Source organism: Paraburkholderia xenovorans (genome assembly GCF_046030735.1).
GTDB lineage: Bacteria > Pseudomonadota > Gammaproteobacteria > Burkholderiales > Burkholderiaceae > Paraburkholderia > Paraburkholderia xenovorans_A.
This window is the reverse complement of record NZ_JAQQBV010000025.1, coordinates 1-24,714: the sequence shown is the minus strand read 5'-3', so window position 1 is coordinate 24,714 and position 24,714 is coordinate 1. Positions and strand designations below refer to the sequence as shown.

The 24,714-nt window shown below is 62.3% G+C and carries 22 protein-coding genes; 8 read left to right on the top strand and 14 right to left on the bottom strand.

What is annotated here, in order from left to right; translation table 11 throughout:
- Nucleotides 1-72 precede the first annotated feature (72 nt).
- Complete coding sequence (locus tag PQQ51_RS23130) at nt 73-1,509, top strand: APC family permease (protein ID WP_408499175.1); 1,437 nt, start codon at nt 73-75, stop codon at nt 1,507-1,509.
- Nucleotides 1,510-3,327, top strand: coding sequence for a bifunctional protein-serine/threonine kinase/phosphatase (locus PQQ51_RS23125; RefSeq protein WP_408499174.1), 1,818 nt, complete (start codon nt 1,510-1,512; stop codon nt 3,325-3,327).
- Between the two features lie 65 nt (nt 3,328-3,392).
- On the opposite strand, the gene PQQ51_RS23120 is transcribed toward PQQ51_RS23125, so the two are convergent.
- Genes PQQ51_RS23120 through PQQ51_RS23085 form a run of 8 tightly spaced genes read right to left on the bottom strand, consistent with a single transcriptional unit; the run spans nt 3,393 to nt 12,677 of the window.
- The gene (locus tag PQQ51_RS23120; protein ID WP_408499173.1) at nt 3,393-5,735 is read right to left on the bottom strand and encodes a trimethylamine N-oxide demethylase; all 2,343 of its coding nucleotides are present in this window, start codon (nt 5,733-5,735) and stop codon (nt 3,393-3,395) included.
- 48 nt (nt 5,736-5,783) lie between these two features.
- A complete protein-coding gene (locus PQQ51_RS23115; RefSeq protein WP_408499172.1) occupies nt 5,784-7,151 on the bottom strand; it encodes a trimethylamine monooxygenase in 1,368 nt (455 codons plus the stop codon).
- Nucleotides 7,152-7,162: 11 nt separating this feature from the next.
- Nucleotides 7,163-8,047, bottom strand: a complete 885-nt coding sequence (folD, locus tag PQQ51_RS23110) for a bifunctional methylenetetrahydrofolate dehydrogenase/methenyltetrahydrofolate cyclohydrolase FolD (protein ID WP_408499171.1) — start codon at nt 8,045-8,047, stop codon at nt 7,163-7,165.
- Nucleotides 8,044-8,901, bottom strand: coding sequence for a formyltetrahydrofolate deformylase (gene purU / locus PQQ51_RS23105; protein ID WP_408499170.1), 858 nt, complete (start codon nt 8,899-8,901; stop codon nt 8,044-8,046). The genes folD and purU overlap by 4 nt, the downstream gene beginning before the upstream one ends.
- Nucleotides 8,902-8,955: 54 nt before the next feature.
- Entirely contained in the window at nt 8,956-10,086 is a 1,131-nt protein-coding gene (locus PQQ51_RS23100) for an aminomethyl transferase family protein (protein WP_408499169.1), read from the bottom strand.
- Nucleotides 10,087-10,130: 44 nt separating this feature from the next.
- Complete coding sequence (locus PQQ51_RS23095; protein WP_408499168.1) at nt 10,131-11,147, bottom strand: heme-dependent oxidative N-demethylase family protein; 1,017 nt, start codon at nt 11,145-11,147, stop codon at nt 10,131-10,133.
- Between the two features lie 10 nt (nt 11,148-11,157).
- Nucleotides 11,158-12,093, bottom strand: a complete 936-nt coding sequence (locus PQQ51_RS23090) for a PDR/VanB family oxidoreductase (protein ID WP_408499167.1) — start codon at nt 12,091-12,093, stop codon at nt 11,158-11,160.
- Nucleotides 12,090-12,677: a dimethylamine monooxygenase subunit DmmA family protein gene (locus tag PQQ51_RS23085; RefSeq protein WP_408499166.1), complete on the bottom strand. Its 588-nt coding sequence runs from the start codon at nt 12,675-12,677 to the stop codon at nt 12,090-12,092. The genes PQQ51_RS23090 and PQQ51_RS23085 overlap by 4 nt, the downstream gene beginning before the upstream one ends.
- Nucleotides 12,678-12,984: 307 nt before the next feature.
- On the opposite strand from PQQ51_RS23085, the gene PQQ51_RS23080 reads away from it, so the two are divergent.
- The 3 genes from PQQ51_RS23080 to PQQ51_RS23070 are packed head-to-tail and all read left to right on the top strand — an operon-like array spanning nt 12,985 to nt 15,505.
- The gene (locus PQQ51_RS23080) at nt 12,985-14,130 is read left to right on the top strand and encodes a sensor histidine kinase (protein WP_408499165.1); all 1,146 of its coding nucleotides are present in this window, start codon (nt 12,985-12,987) and stop codon (nt 14,128-14,130) included.
- Entirely contained in the window at nt 14,102-14,749 is a 648-nt protein-coding gene (locus PQQ51_RS23075; RefSeq protein ID WP_408499164.1) for a response regulator, read from the top strand. The genes PQQ51_RS23080 and PQQ51_RS23075 overlap by 29 nt, the downstream gene beginning before the upstream one ends.
- A gap of 15 nt (nt 14,750-14,764) precedes the next feature.
- A complete protein-coding gene (locus PQQ51_RS23070) occupies nt 14,765-15,505 on the top strand; it encodes a PAS domain-containing protein (protein WP_408499163.1) in 741 nt (246 codons plus the stop codon).
- Nucleotides 15,506-15,597: 92 nt separating this feature from the next.
- Here the strand turns inward: PQQ51_RS23070 and PQQ51_RS23065 are convergent, their stop codons facing one another.
- The 6 genes from PQQ51_RS23065 to PQQ51_RS23040 all read right to left on the bottom strand — a co-directional run bounded on the left by PQQ51_RS23065 (nt 15,598) and on the right by PQQ51_RS23040 (nt 23,318).
- Nucleotides 15,598-17,286 carry an APC family permease gene (locus PQQ51_RS23065; protein WP_408499162.1) on the bottom strand — a complete coding sequence of 563 codons (1,689 nt, stop codon included), beginning with the start codon at nt 17,284-17,286 and terminating at the stop codon, nt 15,598-15,600.
- A gap of 144 nt (nt 17,287-17,430) precedes the next feature.
- Entirely contained in the window at nt 17,431-18,354 is a 924-nt protein-coding gene (locus PQQ51_RS23060) for an ABC transporter permease (protein ID WP_408499161.1), read from the bottom strand.
- Complete coding sequence (locus PQQ51_RS23055; RefSeq protein ID WP_408499160.1) at nt 18,351-19,397, bottom strand: ABC transporter permease; 1,047 nt, start codon at nt 19,395-19,397, stop codon at nt 18,351-18,353. The genes PQQ51_RS23060 and PQQ51_RS23055 overlap by 4 nt, the downstream gene beginning before the upstream one ends.
- A gap of 1 nt (nt 19,398) precedes the next feature.
- The gene (locus PQQ51_RS23050) at nt 19,399-20,931 is read right to left on the bottom strand and encodes an ABC transporter ATP-binding protein (RefSeq protein ID WP_408499159.1); all 1,533 of its coding nucleotides are present in this window, start codon (nt 20,929-20,931) and stop codon (nt 19,399-19,401) included.
- Complete coding sequence (locus tag PQQ51_RS23045) at nt 20,928-22,322, bottom strand: amidase family protein (protein WP_408499158.1); 1,395 nt, start codon at nt 22,320-22,322, stop codon at nt 20,928-20,930. The genes PQQ51_RS23050 and PQQ51_RS23045 overlap by 4 nt, the downstream gene beginning before the upstream one ends.
- 6 nt (nt 22,323-22,328) lie before the next feature.
- On the bottom strand, nt 22,329-23,318 hold the full coding sequence (locus PQQ51_RS23040) for a BMP family protein (RefSeq protein ID WP_408499157.1): 990 nt from the start codon (nt 23,316-23,318) through the stop codon (nt 22,329-22,331).
- 194 nt (nt 23,319-23,512) lie between these two features.
- On the opposite strand from PQQ51_RS23040, the gene PQQ51_RS23035 reads away from it, so the two are divergent.
- The 3 genes from PQQ51_RS23035 (at nt 23,513) to PQQ51_RS23025 (ending at nt 24,596) form a co-directional block, all read left to right on the top strand.
- The gene (locus tag PQQ51_RS23035; RefSeq protein ID WP_408499156.1) at nt 23,513-23,656 is read left to right on the top strand and encodes a hypothetical protein; all 144 of its coding nucleotides are present in this window, start codon (nt 23,513-23,515) and stop codon (nt 23,654-23,656) included.
- A gap of 86 nt (nt 23,657-23,742) precedes the next feature.
- A complete protein-coding gene (locus tag PQQ51_RS23030) occupies nt 23,743-24,033 on the top strand; it encodes a hypothetical protein (protein ID WP_408499155.1) in 291 nt (96 codons plus the stop codon).
- Between the two features lie 83 nt (nt 24,034-24,116).
- The gene (locus PQQ51_RS23025) at nt 24,117-24,596 is read left to right on the top strand and encodes a hypothetical protein (RefSeq protein WP_408499154.1); all 480 of its coding nucleotides are present in this window, start codon (nt 24,117-24,119) and stop codon (nt 24,594-24,596) included.
- Nucleotides 24,597-24,714: the final 118 nt, after the last annotated feature.

Here is a 24,714-nt window from a genome sequence, read left to right as displayed (position 1 = left end):
TTTTTCGCGTTTTTTGACTGTGGAAAAGTTGAGCGCGTCGACGTCGATCCACTAATCATTCAGGAGCCCAATATGAGCACTCCGCAAAGCAGTACTCAAGCAGCGCCGGCATCGTCCGGCGGACTGCGCGCCGGTACGTTAGGTTTTGCCGAGGTGATCGGCCAGTCCATCGCCAACCTTTCACCGACCTTCACACCGTCGATCAACGTGACCGCGATCGCGGCGCTGGCCGGTGCGGGGACCTGGTTGATCTATGGTCTTTCGACGCTCGGGCTGCTGCTGGTGAGCATGAGCATCATCGCGCTATCGAGCCGGATCGCGACGGCCGGCTCGTTCTTCATCTACATCTCGCGCGCGCTCGGACCGATGGCGGGCGGCATAGCGGGCTGGGGCCTGATAGCCGCCTACGTAGGCACCGCGATGGGGGTGGGCGCCGCAGGCGTGGTGTTCGTGCAGAATGCTTTTTCGGCCTGGGGGATCGCGATTCCGTCGTGGGCGGTCTACACGATCTTTGTCGGCCTCGCGTGGTTCTTCTCCGCACGCGACGTGAAGCTTTCGTCGCGGCTGTCGCTGGTGATCGAAGCCGCTTCGGTGGTGATCGTGGGCGGGGTGCTGATCTATGTGCTCGCATTGCATCCTGACCATATCGTCGACCACACCCAATTGAGTCTGCAGGGCGTGAGCGGCAAGGGCATGGCGCAGGGCATGGTGCTCGGCATCTTCTCGTATGTGGGTTTCGAAAGCGCGGCGTCGCTCGGCCAGGAAACCCGGAACCCGCTGCGCGTGATTCCGCGCGCGGTGGTCTGGAGCGTGATTTTGTCGGGCCTGTTCTTCATGTTCGTCGCCTATTCGATGACGATCGCCTACCACGACGACGCGGCCAAACTCGGCGGCGATTCGGCCGTGCTCAGCACGTTGCTCACGAGCGTCGGCGCGTCGCCGCTCGGTCCGGTGTTCTATCTGATCGCCTCGGTCAGCGCATTCTCGTGCGTGCTGGCGTGCATCAACTCGTCCAGCCGCCTGCTGTATTCGATGGGCCGTTATCAGTTCGTGCACCGCTCGATGGGCATGGTGCACCGCACGCACCAGACACCTTACCTGGCCGTTGCGTTCTCGTCGATCGTGACCCTCGTGGTGTGCATTGCGATGCTCGGCACGGGCCCGCTCAACACCTTCGGCTATACCAGCACGTTTGCGACCTTCGGCTTTCTGGTCGTGTATTTTCTGGTTGCCATCTCGGCACCGGTTTATCTGAAGAAACAGGGCGAGCTCAAGACGAGCACCGTCGTATGGGGCGTGCTGGGCGCACTGGCGATGGTCGGCGCGGTCATCGGCAGCGTGTATCCGGTGCCCGACTATCCGTATAACATCCTGCCTTATCTGTTCGTTGCGTATATGCTGGTCGGCGCAGTCTGGTTGATGATGCTCAGGAAGCGCTCGCCGCAAATACTCGAAAAGATCGAGCACGATCTGGAAACCAGCGACGTGATGACCCACGGCAAAAAGTAAATGAATGACCCCTTCTCCCCGGATAGTTTGTCTGCACCGAGCACGGGCCGGATTTCAGACGATCCACAGGGAAGGGCTGCCGGCCGTCGCGGAACGGGTGCTCAGGAAATCGATCTGCAGTTGCGGCCGGAGCGCGACGAATGCGCTTCGGTCGATATCGGCTGCGTGTCTTGCGCTGCGCGCGGGCGTGGCCAGGATCACGTCAATGAAGACTACGTCGCGGTCATGCCCGGCGATCTGTCGGCGCGCGCCGCGCGTGGCAGCGTGATCGCGTTGGCCGACGGCGTGAGCGGCAGCAAGGGCGGCCGGGTCGCGGCCGAACTCTCGGTGCGAACCTTTATCGATGCCTATTACGCGCTGCCCGACACGTTGCAGCCGGGCGTGGCCGCCGCGCGCGCGCTCGAAGCCATCCACGGCTGGCTGCATCAGATCGGCCGCGTCGATCCCGCACTGACGCAGATGGCCGCGTCTTTTGCGGCGCTGATCGTGCGTCGCGCGACTGCCTATCTGGTGGCGGCCGGCGACGTGCGGCTCTATCTGCTGCGCGATAGCCAACTGACCCAGCTCGGCGACGACGACGTCGTGCCGGTCGCGTTCGGTTCTTATGTCGCGCATGCGGTCGGCATGCTGCCGACGCTGGTGACGCGGATCGAAACTGTCGAGTTGCGCGAGGGCGACCGTCTGCTGATGTGCTCCGACGGGCTCTATCGCCGCGTGCCGATGCGCGAGTTGCAGACTGTGCTGGCGGCGCGCGGCAGTGCGCTCGACACTGCGCGCCGGCTGAATGCGCTGGCAATGACACGCGGCTCGCAGGACGACGTGACGAGCGCGGTGCTCGATGTGGGCGGCCTGCCTTCGCTCGACGTCGGTTACCTCGAACGTGTGGTCGGTGCGTTGCCGATTCCGGCGGTTCCCGATGCCGGCGACGTGGTCGACGGATATCTGCTGCAGAGTGTATTGAGCGACGGCTACTACTCGCGGATTTTCGCCGGCTGCGATCTGGCCGATCCGAACACGCCGCTCGCGCTCAAATTTCCGAAGCCGCGAGTCGATCAGGACGAGAACGTGCGGCAAGCGATCGTGCGCGAACGCTGGCTCGCCGGCAAGATCGGCGACGATGGCGTGCTCGCGCCGATGCCGGTCGATGCCGACAGACAAACCCGGCTTTACGTGGTGATGCCGCTCGGCGCAGGCATCACGCTCGAGAAGCTACTGGAGGCGCCTCAGCCGATCGCGCTGCCGCGTGCGCTGGAGATTGCGCGGCAATTGGGTCAGTCGATCGATGCGTTGAATCGCCGCGAGATATTCCATCGCGATATCAAACCCGAGAACGTGCTGGTGATTCGCGGCAATAGCACACGCCTGCTCGATCTCGGGTTTGCTTATATGCCCGGCATGCAGTTGCCCGGCCCCGACGCCGCGCCAGGTTCGCCGGCTTATATGGCGCCTGAGTTGATGAAGGGCGCACAGGGCGATGCGCGCTCCGAGGTGTTCGCGTATGGCGTGACCTTGTACCGGTTGTTCAGCGGCGGCAAGCTGCCTTACGGCTTTAATGGCCGCGTACCGCTTTATCAGAACCGGCTCGACGCGCCGGAATGGCTCGACCTTGTGCTGGAAAAAGCCTTGCAGCCCGATCCCGCACGCCGGTATCAGGATGTGCGTGAAGTCTGCGCGGATCTCGAACGGTTTTCGAGCGGTCGCGATGCGATGGCGCCGGTTCGGCGCAAGCCTTTGCTTGAGAGCGATCCGGTGCTGTTCTGGCAAGTGATCGTCGTGCTGTTATTGGCCCTGCTGTTGTGGTCGTTGATGCGGCATTGAGCGGAGGTGAGTGGCGCGTTCCGACCCGCGCGCCGTGGCTCACCTCGCGGCACAGCGACGGCCGTTCAAGCGCGGACACGGCTCTTGTCCGGATCGTAGAAGATCGGCGCGACGACCTGTGCGTCGATACGTTTTTGATGTCCGTCGACTTTGCCGATCTCGACGCGCGTTCCCGCTTCGGCGTGGCCGATATCGATCCGGCACAGTGCAATGTTCTTGCCGAGTATCGGCGAACGCACGCCGCTGGTAACTACGCCGATCTGCGCGCGCCCGCTATGCACACCATCGCCGTGATGCGCGGGTTCGTTGCCGGCGAGTTCCAGACCGACCAGCTTGTGACGCGGATGCGCGCTGCGAGCGAGCAGCGCGTCGCGGCCGATGAAGTCGTCGGCTTTGCTCTTCAACGGGACCGAGAAGCCGATGCCCGCTTCGAACGGATCGGTTTCGTCGGTGAACTCGTACCCGGCGAAGATCAGGCCGGCTTCGACTCGCAGCATATCGAGCGCAGCCAATCCGAGCGGCACGATACCCAACGGTTGCCCCGCGGACCACAAACGGTCCCACACGCGTTCGGCATCTTGCGGATGACACCAGACTTCATAGCCCAGTTCGCCGGTGTAACCGGTGCGTGAGACCATGATCGGGCAACCGTCGTAGTTGTCGAGTCTGCCGACCAGAAAGCGGAACCAGCCGAGGCTCTCAAGAGACGGCTGAGTGGCCGGCGTCCACACGATCTGCTTCAGTAACTCGCGGCTCAACGGCCCCTGAACCGACAGATTGTGAATCTGGTCCGACGCGGATTTGATCCACACCTTCATGCCGAGCGCGGCCGCCTGTTCACGCAACCAGATACCGGCGTAGTCTTCGCCGCAAATCCAGCGGAAATTGTCCGGGCCGAGGCGCAGCAGCGTGCCGTCGTCGAGCATGCCGCCGTGCGGATAACACATCGCCGAATACACGACCTGGCCGATCGCGAGGCGCCGAACGTCGCGCGTCAGACAGTATTGCAGCAGCGCTTCCGCATCCGGCCCGACGATCTCGAACTTGCGCAGGGCCGACAGATCCATCATCGCGACGCGCTCCCTGCAGCCGAAGTACTCTTCGTGCGTGCCGAAACCGTCGTAATGGGTGGGCAGCCACCAGCCGCGATAGTCGGTGAAATGGCGGGTCAGCGCGGAGGTTCTCGCGTGAAAGCCCGACTCGCGAGTCAGGACCGGTTCGGCGTCGGGTGTCGTTCGTGTGGCCATGGCAATGGAGAAGCGCTCCTTGTTCGGATAGACACGGATCTGGATATCGGTCGGATTCCAGCCGTTGGCGGGATCGATGTCGTCGGGACAGGACGTGCTCACGCATACGAGATCGGTCAACGCGCGCATCAGCACGTAGTCGCCCGGACGCGACCACGGTTCGTCCAGCGTCATGTGCTGATGTGCATTGATGCCGGTGTTGAAAAAGAAATTGATCGCAGGCCAGCCGGGGCGCGGCGCCACGTTGAACGCGGCCAGTGCGCGACTCATGTTGTCGCTGCAATTGCTATGGCCGAAGTAGCCCTGGCTTTCGTAGTAGCGCGCCGCACAGGCCAATGCAAACGAATCGTGACGACCTACCGTGTCGCGTACGACTTCGAGCATCGGCTGCATGTTCCGGTTAAAGAACTTCGAGAATAGACCAGGCGCGGGATAAGCGTTGCCGTTCAGCGTTCTCGTCACGGTCTGGTCGAGATCGAGTTCCTGGTTTCTGTCCAGCGCGGCGAGATCGAACGCGACAAAATCCGAACATTGCCGGCCGGACACGTCCAGTACCTGAATGAATTCTCCCGCTCGCACCGTGTACGCGCTGGCGGTGCCGGGCCTGATCGTGAAGTCGTTCAGCGGCTCGGCCAATGGGTCGGGAAGCGGTGGCGCGGCAATGAGCGCGGGATTCGCGCGATCGATCGTGACACTCAAACCGGTGGGCGGGTTCTGCGAATCGATCGCGGCGACGGCCCCCGGCGCGCCGACGACGACCAGCAAGGCTTCGGCGGCAACCCGTTGTCGCATGAAGCCCGCCGGTGTGTCGCCGCTCCACAGCGTCGCCGCGGACTGCAATGCATTCTGTGCGACACCACGCTTGAGCAGACCGCGCAGCACAGGCGAGGGCTCGCCGTTATGCAACACACTCGCGATGAACGAAGCATCCTCCGACGCGCGGAGTTCGAGCGCGGCCAGCGCTGCTTCGCCGCGTGCATCGAAAGCCATGAGTTCGCACGGCTGGCGGCCTTCGATATCCACGATCTGCAAGGTGTCGCCGGGTGTCAGCGCAACGACCGTGAGACCGCCGCCCGCGACACGATATCGTTCACGCCCAGCCGCGCGTGCAAACAGCGCGGGCTCGGCGGGACGCGAGCTTGTGGGACTGCGTATCAGCATGTTTTTCCTTCGTTCGTGCCGCTTGTTGGTACCGCGCGTTCGTTCCACTTAACTGGCGGTTTTCAAAGCCGGCACGGGGTCGCCCAGATACGCGCCCATCGAGTCGTCGAGAGCCGACAGCCACGGCGTGTGATGCGGCGGCGATTGCGTGCCGGTCATCAGCGAGCGGTAAGACTTGTTGCGGTAGCCCATGATGTCGTCGTGCTTGTCGTGTTTCCATTCGAGGAAGGTGCGGTTCACGCCCTCGATGTCGAAACTCGGGTAATCGGTCGCATCGAGCAACGCCTGGATATAGCTGCCCTGAAACTCGAACATCTGCTGATTGGTGACGAGCTGTTCTTCTTTCGCGCGCCACGTGAGGCTGTGCGCGGTCATTTCCGCTTTCGGCGGCAGTGCGATGCGTTCGAGAATCACATCGCGCGCGTACCAGGCCTGGGCGTCGAACATGTTGAACGAATACCAGAGGTCCTGCATGCCGAGGTAGATCAGGCCGGGGTTGTCCTCCCAGAAAATGCCCTGGTAGAGGTTCAACGGCCACAGGCGATTGTTGGTCTTCAGGCGCAGTTCGTCCGGCAGGAACGGAAAATAATGTTGATAGCCGGTACACAGGATGATCGCGTCGACGCGCTTGTGCGTGTTGTCGGCGAAGTAGGCAATATTGCCGCGCACACGTTGCAGTTGCGGTTTCTCTTCCCAGTTGTCGGGCCAGTGATAACCCATCGGCGCCGTGCGATAGCAACTCGTGATGCTCTTCGCGCCGTACTTGTAGCACTGTGAGCCGATGTCTTCCGCCGAATAGCTGCTGCCGATCAGCAGCACGTCCTTGTCCTTGAATTCGAGTGCGTCGCGGAAATCGTGCGCGTGCAGGATGCGACCGCCAAAACTCTCGAAGCCGGGGAACGTCGGCGCATTCGGCGTGGAAAAATGGCCGCATGCATTGATCACATAATCGAATTCCTCCCGCACCGTCGTGCCGGCGAAAAAGTCTTGTGCGGTGACGGCGAACTTCTGAGTGGCGGCGTCGAAGCTCACCTGACGGACCGCCGTATTGAAGCGGATATAAGGCCGCACGCCGGCTTTTTCGACACGTCCGCGAATGTAGTCCCACAACACCTCGCGAGGCGGATAGGAGGCGATCGGTTTGCCGAAGTGCTCCTCGAACGTGTAGTCCGCGAACTCCAGACATTCCTTCGGGCCGTTGGACCACAGATAGCGATACATGCTGCCGTGTACGGGCTCGCCGTTCTCGTCGGTGCCGGTGCGCCACGTGTAGTTCCACATGCCGCCCCAGTCCTTCTGTTTCTCGAAACAGACGATATCGGGAATCTCCGCACCTTTTTCTCTCGCGGACTGGAACGCGCGCAATTGCGCCATTCCGGAAGGGCCCGCACCTATGATTGCGACGCGTTTTTTCATGGTCTTTTCCCTCACAAGTCGTGTTGCGACTGACGTTTTGCCGCCAGCACGGTGTTCTTCATCAGAAAGGCGATCGTCATCGGACCGACACCGCCGGGCACCGGCGTCATGGCGCCGGCCACGCGCGCGACGCTGTCGAACTCCGCATCGCCGACGAGCCGCGTTTTATCGCCGGCCTGGATGCGATTGATGCCGACGTCGATCACGGTTGCGCCCGGCTTGATCCAGCTTGCGTCGATCATCTGCGCGCGCCCGACAGCGGCGACGACGATATCGGCCTGACGGCACAACTCGCGCGCGCCGACGCTGCGCGAATGAAGCACGGTCACCGAACAGTTCGCGTGCAGCAGCAGCGCAGCCATCGGTTTGCCGACGATGTTCGAGCGGCCGATCACCACCGCATGCTTGCCGGACAGGTCGCCCAGCGTCTGCTTCAGCAGGAACAGGCAGCCGCTTGGCGTGCAGGGCGTCAATGCCGGTTCGCCGAGCACCAGCCGGCCGACGTTCTCGCGATGAAAGCCGTCCACGTCCTTGTGCGGATCGATCGCGTCGATCACCGCGCCCTCGTCGATCTGCGCGGGCAACGGCATCTGCACGAGAATGCCGTTCACGCCGGCATCGGCGTTCAGCGTGGCGATCAGCTTCAGCAACGCGTGCTGACCGGTGTCCGCGGGCAGCCGGTGTTCGAGCGAGCGGATGCCGACTTCGCTCGCGCGCAGCACCTTGTTGCGCACATAGACGTGGCTCGCGGGATCGTCGCCCACCAGCACGACGGCGAGCGTGGGGATTACGCCGCTGGCGCGCAGCGCTGCCACGTCCTGCCGGACGGTTTCGAGCAACGCTGCTGCGGCGGCTTTGCCGTCGATGAGTTGAGCGTGGTGTTGGGCCTGGCTCATCGGAAGATCACGGTGCGGTCGCGGTTCAGGAACACGCGATGTTCGGTGTGGAATTTCACCGCGCGCGACAGCGCCACCGTTTCCGTATCGCGCCCGATCGCCACGAGACCGTCGGGTTGCAGCACATGATCGACACGCTGCACTTCCTGCTCGATGATCGGTCCTTCGTCGAGATCCGACGTGACGTAGTGCGCGGTGGCGCCAATCAGCTTGACGCCGCGTTCGAACGCCTGGTGATAGGGTTTCGCGCCTTTGAATCCCGGCAGAAACGAATGATGGATATTGATCGCGCGGCCGGCGAGTTGCTTGCAGAGATTGTTGGAGAGAATCTGCATGTAGCGCGCGAGCACCACGAGTTCCGTCTCCGTTTCCGCGACGATCTTCAGCAGTTCGGCTTCCTGTTGATCCTTGGTTTCCGGCGTCACCGGCAGATAGATGAAGCGGATGCCTTCGCGCTCCGCCATCGGCCGCAAATCCAGATGGTTGGACACGATCGCGGTGATCTGCATGTGCAACTGGCCTTTGTGATGCCGGTACAGCAGGTCGGCGAGGCAATGGTCGAACTTGCTGACCATCAGCAGCACCTTCATCGGTTGCGCGGCGCTGTGGAGCTTCCATTGCATCGCGAAGTCGTTCGCGATGCTGCCGAAGTCGGTGCGGAGTTTATCGATGTTGCCGGTCTTCGCTTCGTTGAAGCGGAACACCGCGCGCATGAAGAAGGTGCCGTTCGATTCGTCGTCGAATTGCGCGAGCTCGCTGATATAGCAGCCCGATTGCGCGAGATACGACGTGACGGCCGCGACGATGCCGGATGTAGCCGGGCAACTGATCGTCAGTATGGTGTTCTGGGTCACTGCGACACTCCTGAAAGTACGGTATGACAGACATCACGGGAGAACCGGCGGAAATCAGCCGGTCGCGGTGCGTTTCTTTTTTTCCGGATCGTCGAACGGCAACGTTGCGGCGTTTGCCCGAGCCTTGATACGGCCGCGCACTTCGAGCGGCGCGCCTTCGCGTGCGTAATCCACGTCGACGCGTGCAATAGCCATCGAACGCCCGGTGAGCCGTGAGTACATGCCGCACGTGACGACGCCGACCTGCTTGCCGTCGCTCCACAATGCGTCGCCGCCATTAGCGGCTTCTTGCGAGTCCACCAGCACGCCGAAGATCTTGAAACGCTCCTTGCCTTGCAGACGGAAATGTTCGCCCGCGCCGCAGAACTCGGTTTTCCCCGGCGATACGGTGAAGTCGAGTCCGAGTTCCCACAGCGTGTCGCCCGCTTTTTCATTCGCGAACGGGTACATCTCGGAGTTGTCGTAGGGGAAAAACAGCAGATAGCTTTCGACGCGCAACCAGTCGAGTGCCGTAAACGCGCACGGGACGATGCCGAACGGCGCGCCTTTATCGAGGACCGTGTCCCAGATCAACGGCGCATCCGCGGCCTTGCAGAAGATCTCATAGCCGCGCTCGCCGGTGTAGCCGGTGCGCGAGATCGTCACCGGCTTGCCGAAGAGCCGCGTTTGCAGATGATGGAAGTAGGGCAGATCGCGAATGCCCGGCACGTGTTCCGCGAGGAAATCCACGGCCGCTGGGCCCTGTAACGACAGATCGTGCAGATCGTCGTCGAACAATACGGCGACCTGGCGGCCCTGTGCGGAGCGAACGAGGCGCTCATAACCGGTTCCTGAACCGTGCACGACCATGAAGGCATTGGGTCCGGTCCGGTAGACGATGCAGTCGTCGATGAACTTGCCGTCTTCATTCAGGATCGCCGCATACACCGACTTGCCGGGATAGAGCTTGCCGATGTCGCGCGTCGTGGCCCAGTTGAGCAGGCTTTCCGCATGCGGGCCGACATAGTGGACTTTCTTCAAACCGGATACGTCCATCAGCCCGGCTTTCGTGCGAATCGCCTCGTGCTGGTCCGCGAGCTCGCCCGAGTACGTCCACGCGGTGCCCATTCCGTTCCAGTCTTCGAGGTTCGATCCCAATGCGCGATGCCGGTCCGCGAGCGCGGAAATACGCCAAGAATTAGCCATGTCTTTTACTCCAGAGGTGAGGTGTGCGTGAATCGGGTGGCGCGTCAGACGCCGTCGTCGAACTGGCTCAACCAGTCGACGAGCGTCTTCCGGTAACGCGTGATGCCCTTGTAGTCGGCAATCGGGTCGGGCAGATCGCGCAGAACCCGATGAAGACGGCGCGCCCACGCGGGATGAGTGGCGAGTTCGGCCATGCTCGCGAGATAGGTGCGGATGCTGAACATCAGCGCGTTGCTCTGCGGCAGCCGCGCCATGAATTGCAGCTCGACGCGCAGATGCACGCATTGCGCGACGTTTTCCGGCGTCACCTGGCCGCGCTCCGCGCCCCACAGGTGATAGGTTTCAGGCGAGGTATCGAGGCGCGGGTTGATCGTGATCGTCCAGTTCAGACGCCGGACCGGACGATCCAGCTGGATCTGCAGCAGGTACTTCAACGCGCGATCGAAAATCCCCATGTCGTGCGCCATCGGCACCGGCGAATGCCATTGTTTGAAGCTCATTCCCGCATCGAACGCGAGAGACCAGTCGGCCGGCCCGGTGATGACACCGGCGTCCATGAAGAGGTCGCCGGCGCGCTGATCGAGCAACGCGATGTCGCCTTGCGTCTGCCTCATGATGTATTCGAGCGGCGCATAGGGCAGCGTGCGTGCATCGCCGAAATGAAACGCCTGCTCGATGCCGAGCGCGTGATTGCGCCATAACCACCGGTCGCCGTCGCGCTGCAGCGAAAACAGTTCGGGATAGTCGTGGGCAAGATGCTCCATGATCATTTCCAGCGCGTCCCACGACGCCTTCTGCATGTGCGGCATCGCCATCGAGCGGCGCGTGTCGCTCTGCAGCACGAGCGAGCGTTCGGCGATTTCGGAGCGGTAGTGCTCGTCGATATCGAACCAGTGCTCGAAGACCGAACCCGGATCGCGCGACGTGGCCGGCTCGATATTGACCGAATACATGTACGCGTCTTCGGGAAAAGGGAACGGGAAACGGGCGATCGCCGTTTCGCTGTTGCGAAACGAAAACGCTTCGCGATAGCTTTCGACAGGCTTCAGAACGACGCTCATGGGGCGGTCCTCAGAGATCCAGGAAAAGGGACGTGCTGTGAGCGCGTGAAACGCACGGCATCAGGTGCGTGGCGCGCTCGGATTCGTGAAGGAACAGATCGCGGTGATCGACTTCGCCCGCAACATGACGGGTCGCGCACTGACCGCACACGCCGCCTCGGCACAGGTTCGGGATCTCGAGTCCATGTGCTTCGAGCGCTTCGAGCAGGCTTTGGTCCGCGGCGACGTCGAGCCTCGTGCCGCTACGCATGAGTGTCGCGACGAACGGAGCGCCGGGTTGGGGCGCGCCGAACGCTTCCCAGTGCACGCGGCCGTCCGGCCAGCCGAGTGCGCGAGCCGTGGCTCGCACCGCATTCAGCAGCGCTAGAGGGCCGCACACATAGAGATGCGTCCCTAGCGGCCGGCCGCGTAGCACCCGGTCGATGTCGAGGCGTGCGTGGGTTCCGTCGTACGCATGGAACCGGCTGCCGAGGCGTTCGCTCAACTCGTTGCGATACGCGTCGGTGAGTCCTTGCCGGTACGCGTAGTGCAATTCGAAATCGGCGGCGTCCCGCTCCAGTGCGGCGACATGCGCGACAAACGGCGTGATGCCGATACCGCCCGCGATCAGGATGTGCGCGCGAGCGCCCGAGTGCAGCGCAAACAGATTGGCAGGCCGCGTGATCTTCAACGTCGCCCCTTCACGCAGCCGTTCGTGCATGAACACTGAACCGCCGCGCGAATCGTCCTGTTTGCGCACGGCAATGCGATAGCGGGACGCGTCCGCCGGATCGCCGAGCAGCGAATAGGCGTTGCGCAAGGGCCGCTCATCTAGCGGCAGTTGCACCTGGATGTGACTGCCGGAGGAGAACTTCGGCAACCGGCCGTGTAGGGCGATCAGCGTGAACTCGCGCACCACGGGTGTCAGCAGCCGGGTTGCCGCGATGCGAACTTCGATTGTGTTCATACGCGACGCTCCGCATAGGGACGATCCGGGTCCGCGCAAACACCGAGATAGGCACCGGCGCGCTGCGAAAAATGCTGGCGCACGCTCAGGTTGATGCCGCAGCCGGTGCAGGCGACTTCAGGCAATGTGTCGTACACGTGCGATGCGGCGCAGTGCACGCAGTAGACCGCGCGCGGTGCGGCCTCCAGTTGGGACGCGATTTCCTCGGGCAGCATGCCGGCTTCGTCGGCGAGTCGACGGATGCGCCAGATGAACGCTTCATCGCCGCAAATGTAGAGCCGCATGCCGATCTCCGCGCGATCCAGCGTCGCGAGAAATTGGCGCGCGAGCGCGTCGTGCGTTGGAAAGAGCGATGCTCGATACGCTATTGCCGATGTCGCCGACGTTGCCGACGTATCGCCCTGAACGAGCACGGTGCTCACATCTGGCTCTTCCGGCAGCGTCGCGATGAAAGCCGCGATCTTCGCGAGTGCGTCCGCTTGAACCACCACGACGTGCCGACGTGCGTCTTCACGTATCCGGAGTGTCTGATAGTGCGGCAGGCTCGCAGGCGCGCCTAGGGTTCTGTTGTGCGTCGATGTCATGTGTTGAGTCGCCGGTTCTGTCTTGTCGCTTCAATCGTGTGCATTGGCATCTGAACTAAAACGGGGCGTTTGCGCCATTCGAGTGCGTTGTAACCTGCGGGGCCGACGGTCAAAACACGCGAAAAAGCTGCGTTCCCCACAAGCAAAATAGTTTCTTAAAGGGAAACGCCGTTCAATCCTGATAACGAGGTATGTCGAAAGGAGTAGTGCGGGCGTGGTGCGGAATCAACGCGTCAAAGGGCATGGTTCTTGCCTCTACACTGGCTTTTCTCATGGGATGCCCTGCATGGCGTCGAGCCGGACCGTGATGCCGCGACACGCATCGTCGCAAGCCGCCGGCGAGGCCGATCGCGTCGATCTTTCGTTGAGCTTGCGCGATGCGCTGCTGCGGATCTTTGCCGACATCGCAGGGGGAAACCGGTCGACGCAGCCGTTGCAGCGGTTTCTCGGCTGGCTCGAAACGGAGATTCCCGGCAGTTGCGCGGTGCTCGTGATCGCGGGCGAAACGTTGGGTGCGGGCGCGTCGGGAGGTCAACCCGCGTGTGAGGAACAGCGCGACTGCGCGCTGAAGGCATCGCGTGCCGGATCGTCGTGCCGGCCATGTTCGGGATGCGCGCGCAACGGCCGCTCGCGGCTGGTTGCGCCGTGCGGCGGCGCTGTGCTGATGCTCGAACTGGCTTCGCCCGCGAGCGAGGCACTGACGGCGGAGGTCGGCAATGCAGCGCAGTCGCTCGGTGCCGCGATCGGCCTCATTCGGGAGACAACGCAGGACAACACCACCAACGCGAACAACGCAAACACGTCCGAAGGCGGCGCGCAGGTGCTGATACGCGAGCTTCACGATTCAGTCGCGCAGCAGCTCGGCTTCATGTCGTTTCTCGTCAGCCGCGTGCAGCAGCGCTCGCGCGAACCCGAGATCGCGGAACCCTTGCTTGCCGAGTTGCGAACCACGATGACGCGGTTGCAGCGAGACGTTCGCCAATTGATCACCGGCGCACGCCTGACGCTCGAAGGACGCTCGTGGCGTCAGGCGCTGGCCGATTCCGTCGATGAGTTTTCGCGCCGCTGCAACGTCGTGTTCGAACTGGACAACCGCGTGCCGGAAATCGAACTCGCACCGGATGTCGCGCTGCACGCGTTGCAGATCGTGCGCGAAGCATTGTCGAATGTGGTGCGCCATGCGCATGCCAAACACGCGCGCATCGAAGTGACCGGTGTGCCCCCCGGCACCTTGTGCGTGACCGTAACGGACGACGGACTCGGGTTGCGGCCTGCGTCGGTGGAAGATACGCACTACGGGCTGGAAATCATGCGCGAGCGGGCACGTGCGATAGGCGCGCGGGTCGCGATCGACAATATGCAGCCGAACGGCACGCGGGTACGCCTGCTTGTCCCGAATGACGATGCCAGAACGGAGTGTCTCGATGGGTCCGACGACCTTGCTTCTGATTGACGATCATCCGCTGTTCCGGCGTGGCCTCGCCGAGTACTTCAACTCGACCGGCGAGTTTCAGGTGGTCGGCGAAGCGTCCAGCGGCCGGCAAGGTATTACGCTCGCGGAGCAGTTGAAGCCCGGTCTGATCCTGATCGATCTTCACATGCCGGGACTCGGCGGCTTGCATGTACTCGACGAACTCAGCCAGCTCGAAATCGACTGCCGCAAGGTCGTGCTGACGGCATCGCTCGATCGCAACGAATTGTTGAGCGCGCTTCGCCTCGGCGCAGACGGCTATATGCTGAAGGAAACCGAACCCGAGGATCTGCGCGTGTACATACGCAACTGCGTGCAAGGCGTGATCGTGCTCGACGATTGTCTGGTCACGCTTCTCGCGAAAGACGCCGACCTGCCCGAAGGAGAAAGAAGCGCTCGTCAGGTCGAACTGACCGAGCGTGAAGCACAGACTCTGGCGCTCATCTCGGAGGGCATGAGCAATAAGCAGATCGCGCGGCAGTTGGGCATCAGCGACGGTACCGTCAAGGTCTATGTCAAGAATCTGCTGCGCAAGCTGAATTTGCGCTCCCGGCTTGAACTGGCGGCGTGGGCTCACCGCGATGCCATCGGGCGTCAATGATGAAGGTTTAAACACATGCAAGACAATGCTGTTGCAAGCGAAAGGAACGCGAGCGCGCCGAGCCTCGACGCGTTTCCGGTCGCGCTGCTTCAAGTGGATGACGACGGCCGCATTCGCAATGCGAACGCTGCATGGGGCGAGTTGATGGACGCCCACTCAGTGGGCGCCGAGATGGCCGGATATATCCATCCGGAAGATCGCCCGATCTGGCGAGAGATGCTGGAGCGCACGCATGCTGAAGCCGGTGTCTGCATTCGCGAGCGGATACGGTTCGTGCGTCCACCCGGCGAGCTTCGCTGGCTGGAGTTGACATGTCGTCGGCACGACGGGGCTTTCTTTGTGTCCGCATTCGACGCGACCGCGCAAAAGCGTCAGCAGACGTCAATCGAAGCGAGGCTGCGCAGCGCGATGGGACTCCTGAACGGTGTACCGGGATTGATCTACCGGGGCCGCAATAATCCGTCGTGGTCGATGGAGTTCGTCAGCGATGGGTGCGAAGAATTGACGGGCTATCCGGCGGCCTGGTTCGTCGACAGTCACGAACATAGTTACAGCCAGTTGATCGTGCAGGCCGACGTGGATTACGTGTGGCGCGGCGTGCAGGAAGCACTCGCGGATCGCCGGCCGTTCGAGCTGCGCTATCGCATCCGAAGGGCGAGTGGCGACGTGAGAAGTGTATGGGAGCGCGGTATCGGTATCTATTCGGCGAGCAGCGAAGTGCTCGGTATCGAAGGCGCGATCTTCGCGGTGCGATGAATATCGGCCGTGTGACGCGGTGAGTCGCGCTGAGTCGCGCTGAGTCGCGCCACACGGCCGGCCGGTTCTCAGCGAAACAGACGCGTGTTCAGTCAGGTCGCGATCCAGTGACTCACGAACACCACTGCCACGCCGAGCAGCAACGCCGCGTACGGCAGAACTCCGGCGCGCCGCTGGGTGCCGGAGTTCGACAGGTCCATATCGTCGAGCATTGCATCCGGAAAGCGGCCTTTGTCGGTCACGTAGTGACGCCAGATGAACACCGGTACGATCAGCGCGGAGAACACGATGCCGGAAATCAGCGTGCCTTTGCCCCACACGTCCGCGCCCAGTCCCATCAGCGCGAGGTTGACGAACGACAGAACGGCGCCCGCGCCGAGCACCCATTTCGACGCTTTGAACGGCCGCTCCCAGGTCGGCCTGTCGAGACGATGGATCCACGCCGCGTTGAGGTTCAGGAAGTTGAAGATGATGTAGCCGACATTCGACATCGCCAGTACGACGACGTAGTCGGACATCAGCAACAGCACGAGATTGAATACGAGATCGGTCCACATCGCGCGCGTCGGTGCGCCGTTGTGGTTGACGTGCGAAAGATAGCGGGGCAGCCAGCCGTCGACGGAAGCCTGATAGAGCGTGCGCGACGACCCCGCCATCGAGGTCATGATGGCGAGCACGAGCGCGAATACCAGCATCGGCTTCAGAATGAATTCGCCCCAACCGCCGGCGTGTACGATTTTCGCCATCGCCTCTGAAACACCCATCCCGCTATAGATTCCGGGCGACAGAATGCCGTCGTAGACCGCGGGTTGCGTGACGTTACCGGCGGCATCCTTGACTTCGGGCGACACGAGTTGACCGAGACCGAGCGCGCCCTGGAAAGCAAGCGGAACAAGCGTGAAGAACACGAGGCACAGCAGTCCGGAATAGACGATTGCCTTGACCGTATCGCGGCGTGGATCCTTGAATTCGCGCGTATAGCAGACGGCGGTTTCGAATCCGTAGGTGGACCAGGCTGCGATAAAAAGTCCACCGGCCATCAGTTCGATGCCGCTCAGATTCCACGTGCCGTCTATCACGCGGCCGCCTGCGTCTTTGGCCAGCGGATAGAGCGGGAACAGGTTGTGCATCGGCAGATCGCCGGTCAGCAGCGGATACACGCCGACCAGCAGCAGCGGCAGCAAGGCGGAGATCGCGAGAATCATCTGGAGCCGCGCGGCCTGCAGAATGCCGCGATGCTGGATGGCGAAGGTCGTCAGCAGAATCGCGGCGCCGATCACGAAGGTCGCATTGATCCGCAGACTCAGTCCGCTCGACAGCCAGCCCAGATCGACCAGCGTGAACTGCCAGGTATTGATTGCCGCGGTCGCCGGGAACAGCATGTTCAGCACGTAGCCTGCGCCGAGGCCCGAACCGATTGCCAGCACCGGCGACCACGCGAACCAGTTGCACCAGACGGAGAGCGGGGCGAGCAGCTTGCTGTAGCGCACCCAGGCAACCGCGCCATACACCGACGCGCCGCCGGACTTGTGCGGGAACAGTCCGGCGATTTCCGCATAGGAGAACGACTGGATGAAGCCGAAACAGATCGAAATCGCCCAGATGATCCACGACGGCTTGCCGACGGTCGCGGCAATCGAGCCGATCGAGAACAGCACCAGCGCCGGGACGCCGCTGGCTACCCAGAATGCGCCCACCCAGCCGATCTTTCTATGCAGTCCTGTCGCGTCGGCTTGCGCGGGAAGATGAAGTTGCTGACCTGCATCGTTTACTGAACTCACGTTCGCTCTCCAGAGGTGTCGTCACTCTGCAGACATTCACCGGCCAATATCGGTGGGGCAAGCGGCGCGAGGAGGTACTCCATCGGAGGGAGGGATGGGCATCATCAGGATAGGACCGATGCAGGAGCCGTCTCGCTGGCGCCGTCACCGGTCTCCCTTCACATAAGCTTTCATCAACGCTTGCGGGCCGATTGCGCGTCTGGCCATTGGAATCATCGCGACAATCGCAAGCAGATAAGGCGCGGCCAGAAACAGTTGATACGGGATATTCGGGAACTGCGTCTGCAAGCGCAACTGATACGCGTCGAACGTTGCGTAGAGCAACGCGCCGAGCAGACCCAGACCAGGTCGCCACGCGCCGAAAACGACCAGCGCCAGCGCCATCCATCCACGCCCCTGCACCATATTGATGACGAAGCTGTTGAACACCGCAGTCGTCAGAAAGGCCCCGCCCAGCGCCATGATCGCGCTTCCCGTGCAGAGCGCGCCGTAGCGGATCGCAACCACGCTCAACCCTTGCGCATGCGCGGCTTGCGGATGTTCACCCACGAGCCGGATCGCAAGACCCAATGGCGTGCGCCACAAGACATACGCGAGCAGCGCCGCGAGGGCAAAGGCAAGATACGTGGGCGCCGTTGCCTGGAGGAAGGGCGCGTGAATGAACGGCAGCAGCAACGGCGAGAACGGCGTGATGGTCGGCGGCGATCCTGCTGACGTTACGGATACCGAATAAACAAACGACGCGAGTCCGCTCGCCAGCAAAGTGACGCCGAGCCCCGTCACGTGCTGGGATTGCGCGAGCGAGATCGAGAACAGTCCATGAAACGCACCGAAGAGGGCGCCCACCAGAGCCGCCACCAGCCAGGCAGTCCAGAGGCCGAGTCCTGCGTGAGCCGCGAGCCACGCGCTCAACGCCCCCACGGTCATGATCCCCTCGATGCCGAGATTGACGATGCCCGCCCGCTCGCAAAGCAGTTCGCCCAGCATGCCGAAAATGAGCGGCGTCGCGATCCGCAGCACGGCAGCCCAGATCGACGCAGTCAACAGGATGTGCAGGGAGTCAGTCATCGTTTGATCCGGTAGCCGAGCAGAAAGGAGGTGCCGAGCATCACGAAGAGCGAGAGGCCGACCATCACGTCGGCAATGTAGCCGGGCACGTTGTACGCGCGACTCATCGCATCGGCACCCACGAAGACCGCCGCGACCGCGAATGCCGAAGGCACAACCGCAAGCGGATTCAGTTGCGCGAGCATCGCGATGATCACGCCGGTGTAGCCAAAACCCGGCGACAGATCGCCCGTCACGTAGCCGCGCAGCCCCATGACCTCGACGGCGCCGGCCAGCCCCGCCAGTCCTCCGGACCAGAGCGCGGTCAGGATCATCACCCTGGTCGCCGAAATGCCCGTAAAGCGTGCCGCCTGCGGTGCCGCGCCTGCGGCTCGGCGTTTCAGTCCGAACGCGGAGCGTGCTTCGATCACACTGGCGACGAGCGCCCATGCGAGCGCGACGAGCAGGCCGACGTGCAGGCGGGTTTGCGCCATCAGTTTCGGCAGCACGGCCTGATCCACGACCGGCATGGTTTGCGGCCATCCCATCGAGAGGGGATCGCGCATCGGCCCTTGAACCAGCAACGAGACGATCAGCCCCATCACGAAGTTGAGGAGGAGGGTGGTCACCACGTCGTCGACGTTCAGGAAGCGTTTGAGCAACGCGGGACCCAGCAGGTACGCGCTTCCCGCAGCGAAGCCGGCGGTCATCAGAAGGGGGATCAGCACGATGGACGGCGCCCCGATCAGACCGCTGCCGAGCGCGGCAACCGCGAGCGCGCCCGCATAAAGCTGCCCCTCCGCGCCAATGTTCCATAGTCGCGCGCGGAACGCGACCGCGCAGGCGAGCCCGGTCAGAATGAGCGGCGTGGTGCGCGTCAGCACTTCGCTGATCGCAAGCCGGGATCCGAATGCGCCGGTTACGAGCGCACGCCAGCTTGCCAGCACGGGCGCGCCAGTTGTGGCGATCAGCAAGGACCCCAGCGCGACCATGACGATCAGCGCGGCAATGCTGCCGCCTGCCACGAGTTTCGCGGAACGGGTGTCACGACGTTCAATGCGCATGTCAGCTTGCATCCTTTTCGTTTGGCGCATGTTCGCCGAGCATCAGCAAACCTATCTGGTTCGCGTCGAATTGCGGCCCTGGAATCGCTTCGGAGACACGGCCGTTCTGCATGACGACGATGCAATCCGCGAGCGCGAATGCTTCGTCGAGATCCTCGGTAATCAGCAATATTCCCGCGCCGCGCTCGCGCGCGTCGAGCAGACGCGTGTGGACTTCGGCAATGGCGCCTTCGTCGAGTCCGCGAACCGGCTGGCAGGCGATGATCAACGTGGGTGCCGTGACGAGCCCACGCCCGATAATCAGCTTTTGCATGTTGCCGCCTGAAAGCAGACGGGTTCTCTGATTGACGCCCTGGCAGCGAATGTCGAACGCGGCAATCAGGTTCGCGGTGTGCGCGCGTGCCGCGTTGCGCCGTACCCAACCGTAACGAACGAAGCGAGGTTCGGCGAGGTCCTCGAGAATCGCGTTTTCCCACAACGCCATATCGCCGACAACGCCTTCCTCATGGCGATCTTCCGGAATACGCGCGACACCCATGCGGTGCATGCCGGACAGGTCGCCGCGCTTCGCGAGGCGGCCGTTGCGCGTCAGTGTGCCGGTGGCGGGCACGGCGAGCCCGCACACGAGGTCGATCAATGCGCGCTGACCATTTCCCGCCACGCCGACCACCGCGACCACCTCGCGCGCTCTGACGGTAAGCGACGCAGCGTGCAATCCCGGCGTGCCCGCGACACTCACGCGGTCCAGTTGCAACACCGGCGAACCCGCGGCGAGCGGCTTGCGCTGCGGGCGGCTCACCCGGCGCCCGACCATCAGTTCCGCGAGCGCATCCCGTTGAAGCCCGGCAGTCGGGCGCTCGCTGACGAGTTGACCGGCACGCAGCACGGCGACGCGATCCGCGACGCGCAGAACCTCATCGAGCTTGTGGCTGATCAGGATCACTGACAACCCATGATGCGCCATACGTTTAAGCGTCTCGAACAACGCCAGCGATTCGGCGGGAGTAAGAACGGCGGTGGGTTCGTCGAGCACGAGAATATCGGCGTCCCGATAGAGCGATTTCAATATCTCCGCGCGCTGGCGTTGCCCCACTGAGAGCCGGGCGACTCGCATATCGGGATCGATGTCGAGACCGAATTGCCTGCTGAGCGAGCGTAGCCGTTCTTTGGCCATCCGTTTGTTCGACGCGAGGCGCCAGATCGATTCGGTACCGGCGATGACGTTCTCGAGTACCGTCAGGTTCGACGCCAGTGTGAAATGCTGGTGGACGAGACCAATGCCCGCTGCGAGAGCCGCGCGCGGCGAACCGCTTTCGAGTGGCTGCCCGCTGATCCGGATGCTGCCCGCGTCGGCGACGTAGTGGCCGAAGAGAATGTTGATCAGCGTGGTCTTGCCCGCGCCGTTTTCGCCTAGCAGGCCCAGCACTTCACCGCGCTGCAGCGTCAATGAAATATCGCGGTTGGCGTACATGTCGCCGAAACGTTTGGTGATGCCGTGCAGTTCGAGCACGGGTGTTCTGGTGGACTCCGTCATGACGAGAAACCCGGTGCGACAGGCGGCCACGGTGCGCGCGATTCGAGTTGTGCGGCAAGCGCGAGCAGAAGCGGTTCGGCGCGCTGGCGCGCCATCAGTTGGACCGACAACGGCCGCCCAAGGGCGGATCCGTGCGGCACGGCAATGGCTGGGCAACCTGCCGCATTGGCGAGCGGCGAGAACGGCGCGTAACGCGTGAATCTCGCGAAATGGGCGTCGAGATCTTCGCCGTCTGTGCGCAACACGCCGATCTCCGGCAAGGGCAGCGCGAGTGCAGGTGTCAGCAGCACGTCGAAATCGGCGAACAGGTCGCTCATGATATCCGTGGCGCGGGCAACCGCTACTTCGGCTTGCTGATGATCGAGTGCATTGAGCGACTCTCCCCGACGGGCAGCGCACCAGGTGATCGATTCGAACTCTCCGTCCCGTGGCGCGAGCGCGAGCGCCGCGGCGGCTGCGCTTCTGCATGCGTAGGTTTCGAAAGCCAGCGTGGCGTCTGCACTCGCCTGCCGCAACCCGTGGAGGTGCTGCGGCGTGATGCTCGTGATCTTGTGACCAGCGGCTTCCATTACAGCGGCAGCCGAGACGGCAGCCTGCTGCCATGCCGGATCGACCGGGACACCCTGCGGAGCATCGACCATCAGCACGATATTCAAACGGGGGAGGTGTAGCAGCGCGTGTTGTCCTGTCACTGCTTGCCAGACGGATTGAGCATCGCGCACGCTGCGCGTCACGACGAATTCGGCGGCAAGCGTACCGAATACGTTGCCGTAGTCGGGGCCGCGCCTGATCACGTTACGCCCCGGTTTCAGGCCGAGCACGCCGCACGCGGCAGCGGGGATGCGGATCGACCCGCCTGCGTCGGTGGCATGGGCGATCGGGACGATCCCGGCCGCGACGGCCGCGGCGGATCCACCGGATGAGCCGCCCGAACTGAATTCCAGCGCCCACGGATTACGCGAGGCCGGCCCGCATGCGGGTTCGCTCGACAGGTTCAGCCCGAACTCCGGCACCGTGGTTTTGGCGAAAGGGATCAAGCCCGCTTGCTTCAACGCGCCGATCAATGCGCCGTCGTGCGGCGCCGGTTGATCGACGCGTTGCAGCACCCGCGATCCCGCAAACGTGGGAACGCCGGCAAGCGGTGCGCCCAGGTCCTTGACGGCGATCGGGACACCGTTGAACGTGCTGGCGCTGCTTGCGTTGCCCATGCTGCCCGTCGCCATAGCATGGGGATTGCTGAAATGGCTGATTGCGCCGAGCACGGGGTTGAGGCGTTGGGCGCGCGCGCGTGCGATCGACAGCAACGTGCTCGAATCCGTGCGTCCTTCTGCAATCGCCTGTGCGAGCGCGGTCGCATCGGCGCTCACGTAGTCCTGTTCGTCGAAGCTCATCGAGTGTTATGCCGGCTTGGCGTCGTTCACCGGCACCTTGAACGCACCCGATTTGATTGCGGTTCGCCGCGCTTCCATCTGCGCGAGCGCGGCGGCGGGGACGAGCGATCTGTCGAAGGTGATGTCGTTGCCGCCACGCGCCATCATGCTATAGGGGCTGTAGTCGCGGCCCACGGGCTTGCCCGCGGCGAGATCGGCAAGGGCTGCTTCGAGGATCGGATCGAAGTACCAGGACGCGTTCGAATACACGGTGCCGGGATAGCGGGGCATATAGTCCATCAATGAGCCGATCGCGAGTTTGCCGCGCATTTTCGCGCCGTCCGCCGTGCCGATGCGCTCGCCGAACAGGATGTCGCAGCCGCTGTCGATTTGCGCGAGCGCGGCTTCCTTGGCTTTGGGCGGGTCGAACCACGTGTTGATGAACCCGGACTGAAACACGAGACCTGGTTTGGCTTCGCTCGCACCGAGCCTGTATGCATTGATCAGCCGGTTGACTTCGGGGATCGGATAGCCACCCACCGCGCCGAGCTTGCCGGTCTTCGTCATGTGGCCGGCGAGGATGCCGGTCAGGTAGGCGGCTTCATGGTTCCACGTGCCGAACACGCCGAAGTTGTCGCCTGCTGGGCCCGAACTGGAGCCCATCAGAAAGCCGACTTTGGGATAGTCCCGGGCGACTGCGCGGCTGTCGCGCTCGGTGCCATACGATTCGCCGACGATCAGTTGTGCGCCCTGGTTGGCATACTCGCGCAACACGCGCGGATAGTCGGTGTTCGAGACCGATTCAGAGAACACGTAGTCGATTCGTCCCGCCTTCGCGGCCTGCTGCAGGGCTTCATGCAGGCGGGCGTTCCAGGCATTGGCGACGGGATCCGAATGCACGCCCGCCACCTTGATTTTCGGGGACGACGCGAATGCGTTTTTCCCGATGAGGGGAAGGGCGGCCGCGGCGGCCAGCCCCGCGAGCAATCGACGTCGGTACGCTTGTGCATCGGACATGAAAGTCTCCTCCTGTTTGAGTGCGCCAGAAAATGCATAGGCATCAAGCAACGTGTGTGCCAATTTGATTCGGATTGAATTTGTCTTGTTTTCTGGCGTTGACGCCCGTCCGGCATGCTAGGTAATGGAGACATCTCGCACCAAAACTGACCGTTTGAACAGGTTTTGGGCATCGGGCATTTGCAAGCCGCCCGGTGGCGCAAGGCCATTCGCTCGACACGGTGCGCTTGCTGCGCGGGCATTTTCATCTGGATCGCGTCGCCGCATATCTGGAGGTGACCCGGATGGAACGATGGGAAGCTATCGCGGCATTCGACGGGGTTTTGGATAAAGATTGATGCCCGGATGCCGTTAACTATTATTGGGCGCAGATTCAACATTCGAGCCAGCACGGAAAAGTGGCTTCGGCCGCAAAGGAAAACGCATGTCCGATGAGTACGTTGAACCAGACGATAGCATCCGTAAAGAGTTGGTCGTCGCCGTTAAGCAAATATTTGCGCAGCACTTTGAAGAATCGAACATACATCCGCAGCCCTTGAGCATTTCGTATGCGTTTAAGCGGGGAGAGTGGTCGGCGGAAGTTGACTTGAACTGGCAACGGAAGTCAGATTTTGAGTTCGGCCGGACTTTAGCCAGTTTCAAATACATTCGTCGAACTTCATCGACCAGTCGTGAAATGTACTGGTACTGCTCAAGTGGGTTGCCGAACAATTGACATATTTTCGCGCCAGTGTATCGAAGCATGTTCGAGTGTCAGGCTGGGTTGGCACTCGCGTCGGGCTATGCGCTTATTAACCAATGAAATCACCGATTAATTGCAAGGCTGCGCTCTGCCGGGTAGTGTCGACCCTGAGGGCGATGCTTTTCTGGCGATATCTGGGCGCCCGTATAAATATCCGCGACATCATTGCTATCGCAGTGTACGTGGCGACCGTTGGCGTTACTGTTTGGGAAGTAGTGCACTACGCACCCTCCGCCTCGGATCCGCAAACAATTCTGGAAATAATTGTTATCAATTTCACGGTGCTTGGGCTATTTTTCGCATATTACTCCTTCACTAACATCTCAGAAGTGCCCAAGGATTCTCTTAAGGAACAGAAGTTCTACACGGAGATTCTTGCGTCTTCATCCGTTGTGTCGACAATGCTCACCGTCGCCGGCCACTTGCTTCATTGGTTTGGCGGTTTAACGATACTACTTGGGGTTGTGAGTGCATTTTTAGGAGCTATCAGCGCAGTTCGGAAGATAACGACAGCATATTTGGATTGGAAGAGCTGATTACGATCGGGGTGCCCGTGGCCGGTAGCGATTCGGCGGACGCTGACGGCGCGGGATCCATAACCCGGCGTCGCTCATCAGGTGGCGCACGGTTTCCTTCGACAGCGTGATGCCGTGG

Bases quoted from the DNA above. Each gene is read 5' to 3' on its own strand.
- PQQ51_RS23070 (WP_408499163.1), top strand. From the start codon at position 14,765: ATGCAAGACAATGCTGTTGCAAGCGAAAGGAACGCGAGCGCGCCGAGC.
- PQQ51_RS23050 (WP_408499159.1), bottom strand. From the start codon at position 20,931: ATGACGGAGTCCACCAGAACACCCGTGCTCGAACTGCACGGCATCACC.
- folD (WP_408499171.1), bottom strand. From the start codon at position 8,047: ATGAGCCAGGCCCAACACCACGCTCAACTCATCGACGGCAAAGCCGCC.
- PQQ51_RS23120 (WP_408499173.1), bottom strand. From the start codon at position 5,735: ATGCTGATACGCAGTCCCACAAGCTCGCGTCCCGCCGAGCCCGCGCTG.
- PQQ51_RS23025 (WP_408499154.1), top strand. From the start codon at position 24,117: ATGAAATCACCGATTAATTGCAAGGCTGCGCTCTGCCGGGTAGTGTCG.
- PQQ51_RS23090 (WP_408499167.1), bottom strand. From the start codon at position 12,093: ATGAACACAATCGAAGTTCGCATCGCGGCAACCCGGCTGCTGACACCC.
- PQQ51_RS23055 (WP_408499160.1), bottom strand. From the start codon at position 19,397: ATGCGCATTGAACGTCGTGACACCCGTTCCGCGAAACTCGTGGCAGGC.
- PQQ51_RS23040 (WP_408499157.1), bottom strand. From the start codon at position 23,318: ATGTCCGATGCACAAGCGTACCGACGTCGATTGCTCGCGGGGCTGGCC.
- PQQ51_RS23115 (WP_408499172.1), bottom strand. From the start codon at position 7,151: ATGAAAAAACGCGTCGCAATCATAGGTGCGGGCCCTTCCGGAATGGCG.
- PQQ51_RS23125 (WP_408499174.1), top strand. From the start codon at position 1,510: ATGAATGACCCCTTCTCCCCGGATAGTTTGTCTGCACCGAGCACGGGC.
- PQQ51_RS23095 (WP_408499168.1), bottom strand. From the start codon at position 11,147: ATGAGCGTCGTTCTGAAGCCTGTCGAAAGCTATCGCGAAGCGTTTTCG.
- PQQ51_RS23060 (WP_408499161.1), bottom strand. From the start codon at position 18,354: ATGACTGACTCCCTGCACATCCTGTTGACTGCGTCGATCTGGGCTGCC.
- PQQ51_RS23045 (WP_408499158.1), bottom strand. From the start codon at position 22,322: ATGAGCTTCGACGAACAGGACTACGTGAGCGCCGATGCGACCGCGCTC.
- PQQ51_RS23130 (WP_408499175.1), top strand. From the start codon at position 73: ATGAGCACTCCGCAAAGCAGTACTCAAGCAGCGCCGGCATCGTCCGGC.
- PQQ51_RS23030 (WP_408499155.1), top strand. From the start codon at position 23,743: ATGTCCGATGAGTACGTTGAACCAGACGATAGCATCCGTAAAGAGTTG.
- PQQ51_RS23080 (WP_408499165.1), top strand. From the start codon at position 12,985: ATGCCGCGACACGCATCGTCGCAAGCCGCCGGCGAGGCCGATCGCGTC.
- PQQ51_RS23075 (WP_408499164.1), top strand. From the start codon at position 14,102: ATGGGTCCGACGACCTTGCTTCTGATTGACGATCATCCGCTGTTCCGG.
- PQQ51_RS23100 (WP_408499169.1), bottom strand. From the start codon at position 10,086: ATGGCTAATTCTTGGCGTATTTCCGCGCTCGCGGACCGGCATCGCGCA.
- PQQ51_RS23085 (WP_408499166.1), bottom strand. From the start codon at position 12,677: ATGACATCGACGCACAACAGAACCCTAGGCGCGCCTGCGAGCCTGCCG.